Here is a 17,192-nt window from a genome sequence, read left to right as displayed (position 1 = left end):
GGTATAGAAATGAAAATATTAAGTGATATTAATAACATAAAAGAATTATGTTCCAAGCAAATAAACATTGACAAAAATAAATTTTCAGATAAGGACAATCTGATAAAATTAGGTCTTGATTCAATTGGATTTATGCAATGTTTATATATTTTCCAAAAAAATGGTTATGCTATAACATTAAAAGATTTGTATTTAAATCCAACAATAAAAGGATGGTATAAAATATTAAAAAAATCAGATATAAATAAAAAAGAAAGAAAAGATAATATATATACACATAAAACAATAAAAAATGCTGGTGAGTTTTCACTTACACCTATACAACATGCCTATTTTGTCGGCCGTTTGAATAAACAAACTCTTGGTGGTGTTGCTTGCCAAATTTATCAAGAATTTGATGGCACCCCTAAATTTACTCCGGAAAGTTTAGAGAAAGCATTAGTATTATTATCAAAACGTCATCCCATGTTGAATATAGTATTTCACCAACAGGGTACACAATTTTGGTCTCCTAACCCAAATAGAAAATATGTTACATATCATGATTTTAGTAAATTACCAAAAGATGAGTATGAGAAAAAACTTTTACAATTACGGGAAAAATTAAGCCATCAGGTACTAAATGTTGAAAGCGGTCAGTTAATTGATTTTCACATGATATCGCTACCTAACAACAGATATCGTTTATGTACTAATATTGATATGTTGATTGCAGATGGTACAAGTTATTCATTACTCTTTACTGAACTTTGTTTATTATTGAGCGGAGAAATACTGCCTCAGTTAGATGAGCACTATGACTTTTACCATTATTTACAAGATAAAAAACAGTATGAAAACAAAGAATCAGCATATCAATATTGGAAAAATAAAATCCCAAACCTACCAGACTCTCCTCTTCTGCCATTATATATGGATCCAGAAAAAATAAATAAAATAAAAATTAAACGCCTTAGCTGGACATTTAGCTCAAAAGAATGGAAAAACTTTAGTAATTTGGCTAAAGAAAATAATATTACACCTTCCATTGCATTAGCAACCTGTTTCTCATCTGTACTTGCAAGATGGACTGGCCAAAATAGCTTATTACTCAACTTTACATTATTTGATAGAAAGCCATTAGCCCCTGCAGTTAATAATATTATAGCTGATTTTACTAATGTCATTCTTTTAGAAATGAAAACAGACAATCGACCATTAATTTCATTATCTAAAGACAATCAAAATACATTTATTGAAGCTTGGCAACATTCTGATTATTCTGGTATTGATATCATTAGAGACCTTCGTAAAAATGGCACCCATCCTTATGGGTGTCCTGTTGTCTTTACTAGCCATATTAATCAACCACTTATTGATAAAAATATAGAATCTGTATTAGGTTCTATAGGATGGGGAATATCACAAACCCCACAAGTTTGGCTTGATCACATGGCAATTAACAAAAGTGGAAATATTGTTTTACAGTGGGATTATAACAATGACTTGTTCCGGAATGATGTTATAACAACAATATTTGATGTTTATATTTCTCGTATACGCCAACTTGCCAACGATCCTAATGCCTGGATTGAAACCCAACCTGATTTAATTCCTAAAAAACAATTAAAAAATAGAATATCAGTTATCAAAAAAGATAATTCACTATTACCACATACACTGCATAAGTCTATTTTCCATAATTATTCAAATTCATCAAAAATTGCTGTCATTGATATCGACTCTCAGGAATGGAGCTACAAAAAATTATTATCTAAAGCAACAATACTCAGTGATCAAATAATACAACAAGGTTATAAACCAGAAGACAGAATTGGTGTATGTATGCCAAAAGGAGTAGGGCAAATCATTAGCGTTCTGGCTATTTTATTAATGGGGGGAACTTATGTTCCGATTGATGTACTACAACCAGAAGAACGTATAAACCGCATTGCTAAAAATGCTCAGCTTTCATTACTCATCGTATCTGATAGCGATCCATCCTATTCAATCTATGCTACATTTTGTAACAGGATTGTTTGGCAAAAAGTTCAACCCTCCGAGAATAAACCACTACACAATATAGATATATCTCCTCATCAAGCAGCTTATGTTATTTATACTTCAGGTTCTACTGGAGAGCCTAAAGGTGTTGTTGTATCCCATGCCAGCGCAATGAATACCTGCCTTGATCTCAATCGGCGATATAACATTTCAGACAAAGATCGGGTACTTGCCATATCAGCACTACATTTTGATCTGTCTGTTTATGATATTTTCGGTGTTTTAAATGCCGGAGGGACTCTTGTATTAGTTAAAGAAGATGAGCGCCGTAATCCTGATGCATGGTTACGACTTATTAACCAACATAAAATAACACTTTGGAACAGCGTACCTGCACTGTTTGATATGTTACTAACCTATGCAGAAGGAATAGGGTCATCCATTCCACAATCGCTGCTATTAATCTATCTCTCTGGAGATTGGATTGGGCTTGATCTCCCGACACGTTACTATAATTTCTGCCCTGATGGACAAATAGTCGCCATGGGAGGTGCCACAGAAGCCGCTATTTGGTCTAACTATTTTAATGTCACAACATTAGACCCATCCTGGAGCTCGATACCTTATGGATATCCTTTATCCAACCAACGTTATCGTATTGTTAATGCTAGAGGAGAAGATTGCCCTGATTGGGTATCAGGAGAACTTTGGATTGGTGGTGCAGGCGTTGCGTTAGGCTACCTAAACGATCCCGAAAAAACAGCACAACAGTTTGTAAAACAAAATGGTGAAAATTGGTATAAAACAGGTGATATGGGAAGATATCTCCCTGGCGGTATACTTGAATTTTTAGGAAGACGTGACCGCCAAGTTAAGATTGGCGGATACCGTATAGAACCAGGGGAAATTGATGCTGCATTCAATAAGCTTCAGGGTGTGCAAAATGCGATTACACTATGCCTTGGTAATGGTAATAAAGAAAAAGCATTACACTCTTTTGTGATACTAAATTCGGGTAATTACCAGGATATTATCAGTTCAAATAGCACCTTTTCTCCCCTACTATCTGCGCTCAACCCCAATAAATGTACAACAACAATCCCAAGAAACGGCAATCATAGCTGGATTTTTATATGATTATCTTACTGAACAAAATATTGATTTCGACAACCTCTTGTCAGAAAAAAAATCAGCAGATGACCATAGCATTATCGCTAGCTATCAGTCATTAATGGCTAATTGGCTAAATTTAATAGCACAATATCCACAAACTACACTCAATTCCCCCCCAACTAATAGTACCCAGCGAACGCTAATAGAAAATTTGCAGCGCCACAAAAACAATTTAACAGACATACTCAAAGGTAAAAAATCAGCTCTAACACTATTTGATGATCCCTATTGGTCACCAGAACAAGTCACTATGCGTATTGATGGAATGCACTACTCCTTAGAAAATTTACTACAACAAATAAGAGAACTTCATCATTCACTAAAAAGGCCAATAAAAATCATTCAATTAGGTGCTAGAAGCGGTATTTCAGCAAATTATATTCTGCAACGATTACCCACTAATATGGTTACCCTACTGCTAACTGATGAGTCTCTTTCAATGGTAACGCAAGCTAACCAAAATTTATCAGATTATCAAAATAGTTATGCTGAGCCTCTTACAGAAGTATTTCTTCATAAAAATCGATATAGTGCAGATATCATTTGGATGAACAATTATCTTCATCGATTAGACAGCCCACAAAAAGAGATACAAAAATTCGTTTCACTCTGTGCTCCGAGTGGAATGATTTTTATACAAGAAGTGTTACATGCCCCTGCACAATCACTGATAAGCATCTCTTTATTACAACAAAATGGTAGTGATCCTGCTGATGAATTATTAACAGCAAAAAAATGCAAAGATATCTTTAGCGCTTCTACTGCGACTTATAAAAGTGAAGGAGTTAACGGCGAAATATTGACACAGTTATACCAAGCACCAGAAAAAATTTATTTACCAGATAAAAATAAGCTAGAGCATGATTTGCGCCAATTTTTACCAGACTATATGATCCCAAAACATATTTATTTTCTAACTGAGTTCCCCTTAACCGCAAATGGCAAAATAGATAACCAATCATTAAAATTGTATTGTCAGGAATACCAAGAAGAATACCTAAATCAACAACCTATCAATGGTAAAGAACAGATCATCATAACAATATGGCAAAAGCTCCTTGGCACCAACAAGATACACCGTCACAGTCATTTCTTTCGTGAAGGGGGAGATAGCCTAGTTGCTATTCGATTGATCTCTGATTTAAACCATATTGGCTACCAAGTTGAACTGGAGCATATCTTTGCTTATCCGATCCTTTCTGATTTTGCACAAAATATAAAGCAGAGCGAAGTTTTCGAAAAACAGCCAGCAATTTCACATAACGAGGCGTATAGATACAATCCATTTCCACTCACTGATATTCAGCAAGCTTACTTAGTTGGACGGCAAAATAATTTTACACTTGGGGGTGTTGGTACACATTTTTTTGTCCATTTTATAGCGGAAAATTTAGATGTACCTAAATTAGAACGTACAATTAATCAGTTGATTTCTCGTCATGATATGTTACGTGGTGTCATTATTAATGGACAACAACAAGTACTTAAAAAAGTTCCTTATTATTCCGTTAAAACGCATTATATCCCTACAGAAAAAAGTGACGCTTTTCTAGTATTACGAGCTCAACTTGCTAACATTGTTTATGATCCAGAAATTTGGCCTTTATTTACTATTCAAGTTATCAAGACCAAAGAACAACCAGATCATATTTTTATTAGCCTTGATAACTTATTCCTTGATGGAATGAGTATGCAGATATTTTTCAGTGAGCTAAAAACACTGTATATGGAGCCAAATCACCAATTTATCCCTCTAGATATTACTTTTCGAGATTATAATTGATTGTGATGCCTATCCGATTAACACACAAAATGATTGGGAATATTGGTTAACGCGTTTACCACAATTACCACCAGCCCCACAATTGCCACTAATAAAAGATCCAGCACAGATTGTGCAACCTCGCTTCTCGCGTTTACAAACATCATTATCTACTTCTGTTTGGCAAGCACTACAACAAGTTGCTCAGCAAAATAATTTACGCCAGCAGCACTTTTGATTGCTGCTTATTGCGCCACATTATCCGCATGGAGTAAAAGCCCTGAGTTAACAATTATTTGACATTATTTAATCGGCATCCTGTACATCCTCAAATAAATGAAGTACTTGTGATTTTACCTCATTACAATTACTCGATTGGTATACCTGTGATCTTTGGTCAAACAGTATCTCAAGATGCAAAACGTTTACATAAAGATATGCAACATCGTAGTGTTTCAGCCATCAAAGTAATGCGTGAAATGGCAATTCAACGACAGATGTCTCATATATAGATACCGTCGTTTTTACTGTGCATTGGCTATAAACATGAAGAAGGTTTTCTTTCTCATCATTCATGGCTAAAACCTGTTTGGGGAATATCACAAACACCACAAACATGGCTAGATCATCAAGTATATGAGTCAGACGGTGAAATTATATTTAAACTGGGATTTTGTCGAACAATATTTGACTACACAACCATTTTTTTCCATGTTCCAGCAATATGAACATATACTCACTAAACTGGCTACTGAACCACAATCTTGGCAATTGCCACTAAATAAACTTATACCAAGATGCAATAATCTCGTCATCACCCCAGTTTTCAATGCCAAAATAATCAAAACACACATTATAAACAATCTACTGATACACAAAAAACAGGTCAGACAATACAAAAACTACAACAACTTGTTAAGCAAGTTATTGGAATATACGTTAGCACCTGAAACAAATTTTTTCGAAGCAGGTGCCAGCTCTTTACAATTGGTTCAACTTCATGCAGCACTACAAAAAAATGGCTATAGCCATATTACAATTACTGATCTGTTCGCTAGTCCAAATCTAAGTACATTAGCGCAATTGCTTTGGCAAAACACTTCACCAACATGTGAGCAATATTCCGACCGAGACAAACACAAAAACAAGAGAAAGAAACGGTACAACTACGAACTCATAGTAGATAAAGGATATTAATCATGCTGAATTTTGAAACTTTCTATGGTAATAGTGAACCTATAGCTGTTATTGGTCTTTCTGGTCGCTTCCTGATGCACAAAATATTGATCAATTTTGCATAACATAATTAATAAACACGATAGCTCGTCTTTTTTCTGAAGAAGACTAAAAGCCGCAGGTGTCGCTGAACAAACTTATCATTCACCTGATTTTGTTAATCGTGGCGCGCCGTTAGATGAAGCGGAATATTTTGACGCTACTCTATTTAATTATTCACGCTCAGAAGCTGAACTTATCGATCCCCAGCAAAGAATTTTTTTACAAGTGCTTGCATGCTTTAGAGCATGCTGGATATGCCCCTTGCAATATAACCATCAAAACAGGCGTTTTTGCTTCAGCAAGAATGAGCAGCTATCCTGCCCAGCAAGATTTAGCATTGCACAATATTGGCCATGTCCGTGGCATGCAAAAATTATATAGGGAATGATAAAGACTATCTCGCAACACGTATTGCATATAAATTAAATTTAACTGGTCCAGCATTAACTATACAAACCGCTTGTTCTAGCTCCTTAGTTGCCGTACATATGGCTTGTGAAAGTTTACGCTCTGGTGAATGCAGTATGGCTATTGCTGGTGGAATTGGTATCACATTTCCACAAACCGGTGGTTATCTATATCAGAAAGGCATGATCTTCTCACCAGATGGTATTTGTCGTCCTTTTGATGCAGAGGCAAAACGGTACTTTTGCTGGTAATGGATTTGGTATTGTAGTGTTACGTCGTCTTGAAGATGCCTTAGTGGATGGAAACACAATTATTGCTGTATTACGTGGTAGTGCCATTAATAATGATGGTCATCAAAAGCGGGATTCACAGCTCCCTCCGTAGCAGGCCAAGTTTCAGTTATTAGAGAAGCAATACAACTGGCCGATATTAAAAATGAAGATATTGAACTTATTGAAGCACACGCAACAGCTACACCATTAGTGATCCAATTGAGTTTAGTGCATTATGTCAGGTTTTCGCTGATCGCTCTCTTACTGCTTCTAAATGCGCTATTGGCTCAGTTAAAGGCAATATCGGACATCTGGATACAGCAGCAGGTATCACTGGCCTAATTAAACGATATTAGCGGTAAATAAAGCACTTATTCCTCCATCTATGCATTTTAATCACCCAAATCCTCAATTACAAATAGAAAAAAGCCCGTTCTACATTCCTAAAAACCCTAAAGCTTGGTCTAGCAGAATACGAACTGCTGGTGTTTCTTCATTTGGTATTGGTGGAACAAACTGTCATATCATTGTGCAATCATTGCCTGACTCATTAGTATCAATCAAACCTGAACAAGAGGTAGACAATAATTTTGAATACTCATTATTGCTTAGTGCCGCCACAAAAGAGAGTCTAAAAAAACTTGCTGGTGATTATGCACCATTAATAAAAATTACCCCAGCAAACATTCTGGCTCATAATGCATTACAGCAAAGACAACTCAACTTACCATGGCGCTTATATCCCCTTAACAAGTGAGAGTGATATTTCACTGTTAGCTTTCTCTCAAGGAAGTGCTGATTCTTTAATACATATGGTCATACATCAACAAATAAGAAAATAGCGTGGCTATTTTCTGGTATGGGATCACAATATCCTGCTATGGGTAAAGTGATGTACCAACATTCAACAACATTTGCCGAAACAATCGATCGTTGTGAGCAAGCATGCCTGCAACACTTAACATTTCCGTTAAAAGAAGTCATGTTTGGCCTACATAGCGATAAACTTGTTAATGCCAGTTATATTCAAGCGGCTATTGTCGCCTATGAAATCGCAATGGCAGCACATTGGCGAGCAATCGGTATTTTACCTGAAATAATTGTAGGTCATTCTTGCGGAGAATATGCCGCAGCCGTTATCGCTGGTTTCTATACAATCGAACAAATGATGCCACTTGCTGTATATAGTGGACAATTAATGGAAAGTCATGTTAATGGTGAAATGATTGCTGTATTTGCAGAATATCAAGATATTCAAATCATTGCTAAACATGTCATGTTGAATTAGCTGCAATTAATGGCCATAACAACTTATCATTCGCGGGGCAACCCGATGATATGCAAAAGTTTACTCAAATATTGAAAGCAAAGAATATTCGATTTAGAGAAATGAATAACGTGTGTGCTGCTCATACCTCTTATATTGATAATATTCTTGATCAATTGATGGAATTTACTGAGTCATTATCAGCCTCACAAGGAAAAATAGCCTTAGTCTCAGGCTATACAGGGCAATTAATTTCTCAAAAAGAACTTCAACATCCATCATATTGGGCTCAGCAAACTACGCAATACAGTTATGTATCAAGATGCAAAACAAACGTTAGTCAATCATGGTGTCACCCATGCTATAGAATTAGGACCAACTTCTGTATTAAGTGATCTTGGTGAACGTGAAGGCATTACTGAGATTAGTTGGATACCAACTGCCAGAATGGGAGTTTGATGAAATTCAGATGAAACAACAGGCTGCAACAACCCTATTTATTGCAGGCTATGATTTACCATGGCAGTCACTGTTTAAAACTCAAGGAAGTTATATACCATTACCTCTCTATCCCTTTGAAAAACAATATTATTGGTATGAAAAAAGGATAGTGAAAAATATCAACCACAAAAAAGCGCATTTGATTTACCTATTAGCCAAGGTCGTGAAACGGCATTAAAAGCGCTTACAACACTCGATCTTCCTCGTTTAAACTCATTTAATTCAACACTTACCACTTTACATAATTATTACGTCGATAAAATGATATGCTCGTGTTTAGGCCATGAGTTGAATACCCCCATGTCTGTAATCGATATTATGCGAGCAGGACGCATTTTACCCCGCTATTATCAATTATTAGTACGTTTATTAGAGCCTGTGTTGAGGATGGATATTTATTTACCAACAATAAATCAGCACAACTACTATAAAAAAATAAATCTATTTCTAGTGATAAATTACCATTATTATTCCATCAATTACAATTAGATAGCGAAGGTCTTCAATCTATTCCTGACACCGTCAAGCGAGCAGGAGAGCAACTCTACGATATGATGACAGGCGTGATTGAACCTGTTTCAGTGATCTTTCCTGAAGGTGCATCTCAAGGTGTTGAAGTTCTCTATCAAGATTTTAGTTTTGGTCGTTATTTTAACCAAATTGCTGCCGCGGTACTTAAAGGATTACTTTCTCACTACCAGCCCACTGGGCTAAGCCTTTGCGAATTATTGAAGTCGGTGGTGGCACGGGAGGAACCACCTCTTGGCTGCTACCTATTTTATCAACATACAACATGTTGAATACGAATTTACCGATATTTCACCTATCTTCACCCGACGTGCCGCACAAAAATTTAGTCATATTCATTTGTTAACTATCGAGAGTTCAATTTACAACAATCCCCTGAAATACAAGGTTTTCAATCTGATTATTATGACATTATTATTGCTGCTAATGTTATTCATGCCACTCAACATATTGGAGATACATTAACTGCTCTTCGTACTTTACTGCGTTCCAATGGTCATTTGCTTATGCGCGAAATAACCAAACAAGCTCGCTTATTTGATTTTGTTTTTGGCCCACTGGTGTTACCCCTCCATGATGAAAAGATCCGTAAAGGAAAACTATTTTTATCACCAGAATTATGGCATCAACAGTGTCGCTTAGCAGGATTTCAACATATTCGCTGGTTACCTGATGCATTACCAGAAACCAAAGATATGTGTGTGTGAAAAACATATTATTCTCGCCAGTGTTTCGACAGAAACGATCACTTTGATCAAGAGTTACCTAGTGACACCAAGATACAACAAAGTTCACACTACCAATGGCAATTAACACCTTGTGTGGAACAAGATCTTATCAAGCCAACATTAATATTTAACCATCAACAAACATTGCCTTCTGAAATCACAGCTATTTTATCCGCTATTGGATGTCTTTCTGAACAGGGCGAAAATCAATTAATCGTTGCCAACCTTGCAGATCCTTTAATTATCGCCGAGCAGATCCGCCAAATATTACTGTCATCGTCTGATGGGTTTGTTGTTATCACGCAACAAGCCTGGGCATTAACTGCCATAGAAACGGTTAATCCAGCACAACGTAGTATTCGAAGTTTATTAAAAACTATTCAAAAAGAATATAGCTCAAGGTTAATTGCCATTGTTGATTTAGGTATAAATGCCTCATGGTCTGAATTAGTTCCTGCTTTTATACAAATAGAACAAGGTAATAATGAAATTATTGTTCGTAACCATTGCTGCTACTTACCACAATTAACCCCACTGCCCTCATCTTCTACGATCATAGCGCAGAACATCATGGTATCCCCGCGCTGGCATATTATTACTGGTGGTTTTGGAGGCTTAGGTCGAATTACAGCAAGTTGGTTAGTAAGGCAAGGTGCTAAACGTATCGCTATTTTGGCACCACGAGCTGATAGCAGCGCATTAGATTGGATGAATAACTTACAGAAATCTAACCAGCTAGAAATAAAATGGCTAACATGTGATTGTCGTGATAACGCTCAATGTCATGCAGCACTCACTCAGCTTGAAAATGAAGGTGGCATTGAGGGGCTTATACACAGTGCAGGTATTTTGGATGATGCACTTATGACACAACTCACCCCTAAGCGTATGTCTGACGTATTTTCTGTTAAAGCGATATCTGCCAAGCAATTTTGTGATGCTTTAGAAAAAACAGATGCCAGTTACCTTATTTTATACTCCTCTGCCGCTGCAACTATAGGCTCTGAAGGACAAGCAGCTCATTCCCTCGCTTGTGGATATTTAGATGGATTAGCTGAATATGCACGTCGCAATATCAAGGGATTAACCGTCATTTCTATCGCTTGGGGGGCATGGCAAAGTGTTGGCTTTGTGGCAGAAAAACAACTCCATGATAAATTACAACACAAAGGTATGAGTACGCTTACTACTGAGGAAGGACTGGCACATTTAGATGCTTGTCTGCTAGATAATACCTCTTGTCGCCTTGCAATGCGCTTAGCGACTCCACCTTTAATGACACAAAAAACGCCTTTATTTCATCAGACTAATCATAATGATCATTATGATAACCATGAAATTAATCACACTCGCCAGCTTTGTGAAACCCCAACTCAAACGGATCAAACAGAGCCGGTAAGCCCTAACAGGGTTGATTATCGCGTTGGTGATAACTTAGAACAGTGGCTAACAGCATGCATCAAACAACTGTTGCGTCTTGGTGATGAACATATTGATACTCACATTGAACTATTCCAATTAGGACTAGATTCTCTCTCTTTCCTCGATCTCAGTGCGGAAATTAAGAAACAGTTTGCGGTCAATATTGACGCTGAACAATCTTATGATGATATGACTATTGCTGGTTTAGCCTCAGTTATTCGAACCGCAGCACCTGAGAAATTTACTGTGACAGAAGCACTCCATAATCAAGACAACATTTCCCACACAATGGAGTCAGAACGATATGCCCCATTTCCATTAACACCAATTCAACACGCCTATTGGATCGGACGTAAAAACCTCTTTAACTACGGAGGCGTTGCTTGCCATGCAATTTTTGAATGGGATTGTCAACGCCATATATGGGAGCCGGCCTCACTTGAAAAAGCTTGGAATAAAGTTATTCAGCGTCATGATATGTTGAGAATGATCATAGATGATGATGGACAACAACGTATCTTAAAAGAAGTTCCTTATTTTCATTTTATTCAACATGACCTAACAAATTTAACCCAACAAGAGCAACAAGAGAGCCTAACACAGATAAGGGAAGCCCTTTCTTATCGGGTATTACCGACTGAGTCATGGCCATTATTTGAAGTTGAAATTTCTTGGCTAAATAACGATTGTTACAGATTACATATCAATCTAGATTTACTGCAGTTTGATACCATGAGCTTTAAAATTCTGTTTGATGATCTATTTAACGCCTATTCAGGACAAGAATTAATACCACAAACATTTACCTTCCGCGACTACTGCTTAAAAAATCAAACAAATCGTAACAGTGATGAGTGGAAAATGGCATGGTGTTACTGGCAGGATCTATTATCTGATTTACCTTCTGCCCCATATTTACCGATAAAGAATTCATCCATTACTGAACAACCTCGTTTTACGACTTTCCAACATCATGTTTCTATAGCGCAATGGGACAAATTAAAACAGAGGTGGAAAAAGCATGGTATTACACCATCAGCAGGGCTTTTAACACTTTTTGCTTTAGTTTTAGGTCGCTGGACAAAATACCCAGCCTTTACACTAAACTTAACTTTCTTTAATCGTCAACCATGGCACCCAGATGTTACACAACTTATTGGTGATTTTACCTCTGTACTCCCTATAGATATTTATCTAGATAACGACTGTACATTAAATGAGTCAATGGCAAAAATACAGCGCAGACTTTGGCAACATTTAAGTAAGTCCCAAGTAAATGGTGTAGAGATTTTACGTGAATGGGGACGCTATAAAGGGGATAGTAGCCAATCTCTGTTACCTATTGTATTTACTAGCATGTTAGGTATGACACTAGATGGTGACAATATTGATGAAGCATTAAATCAGCTTTTCGGCCAACCCGTATATAGCTTCGCGCAAACACCTCAAGTTTGGTTAGATCACCAAGTAATGGAAGGAAAAGAGGGGCTAACATTAAATTGGTTCTGCATGGATGACATCTTTGCTGACGGTTTATTAACAATGATGTTCTCTGATTATCAAAGCTTGATCACTCAATTATGCCAAGATGAAGATAATAATCAATCAGTTGATAAGATTATTGCGCAACTTCCTTCATATCAACATTTAGCAATAGATAATCACCTCCAATCACGCTATCAACAACTCGAGCAAACATTGGAAAATCATCCGCAAATCAAACGTGCTCATGCTATGGTAATGGTAAAAGACGATACGAAAGTAGAGCCTCCTCTACAATTACTGTTTGAAGCCTCTTCTGATATTCCACTATCCGTTATTAAACAGCCCAATTGGTTACCTAATTTACTTTCGCCATCAGCTTCACTCAGTGACATTATTGAAAAGAGTTGGCAACGATTTGAGGAACGAGCACGGTATGGCATATGTCACACACTGTATCGAAATGCTCTTTTTACCGAGCTAAACACACCAATCACCCTAGCTGAAATAGTGGCTCGTTTAAAAGCAAAGCCTCAGTATGAGAGGCTACTTAGTCAGTGGCTAGATTTATTATGCCTGCATCACTTATTAACCAAAGAGGGTGATCAGTTTTATGCCACAACACAGTTTATTAACTTATGTTTATCTGCCCCAGTATTTCAACAACCTGTTAATGATTGGGAATATGTACTTTGGGATTACCTTGAACAATCACTAACCCAACATGAATTACTCTTTAGTGGTAAGGTTTCTCCTCTTTCACTACTTTTTAATTCAGATGAAATTACCACAGCACTATACGCCAAACACCCTGCACTAAATTATTTAAATCAATGTGCAAAAGATATTGTTAGTGCAATGGTTGGTGCAACATCTTCACTCAATATTTTAGAAATAGGGGCAGGTACAGGAGCTACCACTCAAGGTATAGTCGCAGTACTTAAGAATACGCATTACTCATACACCTTTACTGATATATCACATTACTTCCTTGATAAAGCGCGAAAAAAATTCACTGCTGTAGGAGAAATGCGCTATCAACTCTTTGATATTAATGCACCAATACAATTTTCTCATCATCCAGATAATGGCTATGATCTGATCATTGCATCTAATGTATTACATGATGCATCACATATCGGCCACGCACTAAAACGGATTAGAAGCCTGTTAAAACCTCAAGGCTATTTATTATTTATCGAAGCAACCGAGTGTCAAAGTGCTATGCAAATGGCGACTGTTGGCTTTATTGAGGGATTAAGTGCATATCAAGATAAGCGTATATTGACGAATAAAGCGATGCTTGATAGTGAAAGTTGGCATGATATTTTAATCAATACTGGTTTTGAAACTATTGGTCAATGGCCCCAAACAGATTCCTCATCTTTGCGACAAACACTCTTTTTAGCCTCTCCCACTCGTGGAGGAAAACCTTATTTAGGTAAATTACGTGATTATTTATCTCATTCTCTTGATCAGAATATCGACTCTTTTGAGTTGTTCCAATGTGAAAATATTGAAGCAACCCTTAATGGCATAGCAACATCATCCGCTCAAGAGCTAAATGAACAGATACAACCTGTTGCAATACCTGATGTACCAACCAATATGATTAATGAAATCATTGCATTATGGTCTGAGTTATTAGGTCGTGAGGTCAATAGTACAAATGATTTCTTCCGTTCTGGAGGAGATAGTTTGATTGCAACCAAAATGATCAGCCAATTACATCAACGGGGATATCCAGCAACATTACAACAGATTTTTACCTATCCATGCTTAGCCGATTTTTGTGCTCATTTAGAGCAGGAAAAGCAATCTCAACGAGAGTACTCCTCTTTGATACCTCTAAGCGCTGTATCTGCTCCAAAACCTTACCACTACTTTATGGTACATGCTTCTGATGGTGATCCCGGTGTTTACCTACCTCTTGCTGAGTCGTTAAATAATACAGTGTGGGGATTAACAGTTACAGATGCTTCAAAACTAACTGATTTGGATACATTGTTATCATTACATTTATCTAGCATAAAAACAGCACAACAGACTGGCCCTTATATTCTTATTGGTTGGTCATATGGTGCTTTTATTGCCAGTTACCTTGCAGAACAACTCTCGCAACAAAATCATTCCGTATTATTAGTATTAATAGATCCCGTCTATCGACATGATTTTATTAAATTTTGTCATGATGACTCAGATAGTTCATCAGATGAAAATAAGCAGCTTGCATGCACTAAAAGACTTATGTCATTCCTACCTGAAAGTGACCTACCATTATCTGATGATATCGCCTGTTTATGGCTGGAAGCCACCAACCACCCAACAGAATGGACATCACCTGAAAAAGAGTGGTACCAACGATTACCGCCACATACCCAACATCACTATTTTTCAGGGGAGCACTGGTCAATACTGCAAGATCGCGCTACCAGCACACATCTGGCCGAAATCATTGATCAGTGGGTGCAACAAAAACTTTCTAATAACGGATATCCATCCGAAGGAGGTAATTAATGAAACCGGCAAAAAAAGTGGTGATTGTAGGCAGTAAATTTGGAGAGGTTTATCTCAATGCATTTATACAACCTCAAGACAAATGGCATCTTATTGGCCTTTTTTCCAAAGGTAGCACTCGTTCTCGAGAATTATCTAAAGCATTCGGTATTCCACTTTTTACTCGATTTGATCAACTACCTGAAAAAATAGATCTAGCTTGTATTGTTGTGCGATCAGCCATTGTTGGTGGCGAAGGTAGCCAACTTGCGCAAGCATTTTTACAACGGGGGATCTCGGTTGTACAGGAACATCCTGTACATCCTGATGAAATTACCAGACTACAATCATTAGCAGAAAAAATGCATTGCCACTATATCGTTAACAGCCTCTATCCACATAATAAAGCAGGACGTTTATGGATAGAAAACACACAGAAGATATATCAGCAAATACAACAACGACCAGTGTGGGGACAAATTATCACAAGCAGGCAATTAATTTATTCCGCCTTAGATATATATTGCCAAGCAATGAAATTACACCCTAATGATATTACAGTCACATTAGAAAAAGATAATACCCCGCTACAATTTCTACGACTATCCAACCCTACTGGTGATTTGCTTTTATGCCTACAAAAACATTTGTCATCTAACGATCCTGATCAGCATAGCCTCGTGATGCATCATATGATATTAGGCTGGCCAGCTGGTTATTTAACTCTCGCTGGAAGTTATGGGCCAGTAGAATGGAATAATGCGCTTTATATTCATCATCACCAAGATAGTAAAAAAGCCATGTATCAATCTCCTGCCACGATGGAGCTTGATGAACCACTGTTTCATTCATTTCATACTCCACCAAATAGTTGGCAGGATGTGATGGAATGTGAAGCACCAGAAGCTATTAATTACTTACTGGCAGAGATAGATAAATGCTGGCAATTACCTAATGATAAAAAACCAATGATTTTACAACCCCATTACCAATTAGCTTTATCTCAATTATGGATAAAAACATTGCAAACAGCAGGTAAAGCCATTGATGGCACAATTGCGCCATTTAAGCGAATGAACTTCACCAAAAGTAGTGGACGGAGAAAATAATGATAAAACAATCTCCCAAATATATTACTCCTTTAAATGAGCAAAATGTAAATAAAGACAATGCTAACCTATTGGTTTGCCCATTTGCTGGTGCCAGTAATAGTGCATTTAACTCGTGGAGATCTACCGATATTTCAGGGTTAAATTGTCAATTAGTTAATTACTCTGGCCATGGTTGCAGATTTAAAGAACCAGCCTTTAATGATATTGGGTTATTAGCCAATGAATTAATAACAATAATAAAGAAATTTTATCCACCACGGCATAATTCATTATTACTTTGCGGTCACAGTATGGGGGCCCAAGTTGCCTTTGAAACTGCTATTCAATTAGAAAAAAATGGCTGGGAATTATCTGGACTAATATTATCAGGCTGCCAAGCTCCTCATATTCAAGCAAGGAGATTACTGAGTGATTTAAATGATGATGACTTTATTCAACAATTAATTGCCATTGGTGGATGTGATGCTGAATTAATCAAGCAGCCACAGTTGTTAAAACAGTTTATGCCATTATTACGTGCTGATTTCCTTGCTACCGAGCGTTATTTTTTTCAAAAAAGCACTAAACGGCTTTTTCATACCCCTGTTTTATTAATGTATGGTAGTCATGATAGTGAAGCTGATAAAAACGAAGTTGAAGCATGGCAAGATTGGATAGATAAGCATTGCACTATTAATTGCATCGCTGGAGATCACTTTTATCCAATTACACGCCCAAATACTTTTTGTCGTTTTATTATTGATTTTTATCACCAATTTATCAATGATTAAATTGATTAGG

At 36.9% G+C, this 17,192-nt stretch carries 5 protein-coding genes and 1 pseudogene; all 6 read left to right on the top strand.

Features of this window, described 5'->3' with window-relative positions; all coding sequences use genetic code 11:
* Positions 1 to 9 precede the first annotated feature (9 nt).
* The 6 genes and pseudogenes from P3L40_RS04640 to P3L40_RS04570 all read left to right on the top strand — a co-directional run bounded on the left by P3L40_RS04640 (position 10) and on the right by P3L40_RS04570 (position 17,182).
* Positions 10 to 3,120 carry an amino acid adenylation domain-containing protein gene (locus tag P3L40_RS04640; protein WP_316928022.1) on the top strand — a complete coding sequence of 1,037 codons (3,111 nt, stop codon included), beginning with the start codon at positions 10 to 12 and terminating at the stop codon, positions 3,118 to 3,120.
* Positions 3,121 to 3,157: 37 nt separating this feature from the next.
* Entirely contained in the window at positions 3,158 to 4,939 is a 1,782-nt protein-coding gene (locus P3L40_RS04635; RefSeq protein WP_316928021.1) for a condensation domain-containing protein, read from the top strand.
* A gap of 627 nt (positions 4,940 to 5,566) precedes the next feature.
* Entirely contained in the window at positions 5,567 to 6,115 is a 549-nt protein-coding gene (locus P3L40_RS04630; RefSeq protein ID WP_316928020.1) for an acyl carrier protein, read from the top strand.
* Between the two features lie 2 nt (positions 6,116 to 6,117).
* A pseudogene (locus tag P3L40_RS25110) lies at positions 6,118 to 15,321 on the top strand (SDR family NAD(P)-dependent oxidoreductase).
* Positions 15,321 to 16,409 carry a Gfo/Idh/MocA family oxidoreductase gene (locus P3L40_RS04575; RefSeq protein ID WP_000801189.1) on the top strand — a complete coding sequence of 363 codons (1,089 nt, stop codon included), beginning with the start codon at positions 15,321 to 15,323 and terminating at the stop codon, positions 16,407 to 16,409. The pseudogene P3L40_RS25110 and the gene P3L40_RS04575 overlap by 1 nt, the downstream one beginning before the upstream one ends.
* Positions 16,409 to 17,182 carry a thioesterase II family protein gene (locus P3L40_RS04570; RefSeq protein ID WP_004239723.1) on the top strand — a complete coding sequence of 258 codons (774 nt, stop codon included), beginning with the start codon at positions 16,409 to 16,411 and terminating at the stop codon, positions 17,180 to 17,182. Before P3L40_RS04575 ends, P3L40_RS04570 begins: the two co-directional genes overlap by 1 nt.
* The last annotated feature ends 10 nt before the right edge of the window (positions 17,183 to 17,192 follow it).

This window comes from Providencia sp. PROV040 (assembly GCF_032706145.1).
Lineage (GTDB): Bacteria > Pseudomonadota > Gammaproteobacteria > Enterobacterales > Enterobacteriaceae > Providencia > Providencia hangzhouensis.
The sequence above is the reverse complement of the archived record's forward strand: the minus strand, read 5'-3'. Positions and strand labels throughout refer to the sequence as shown.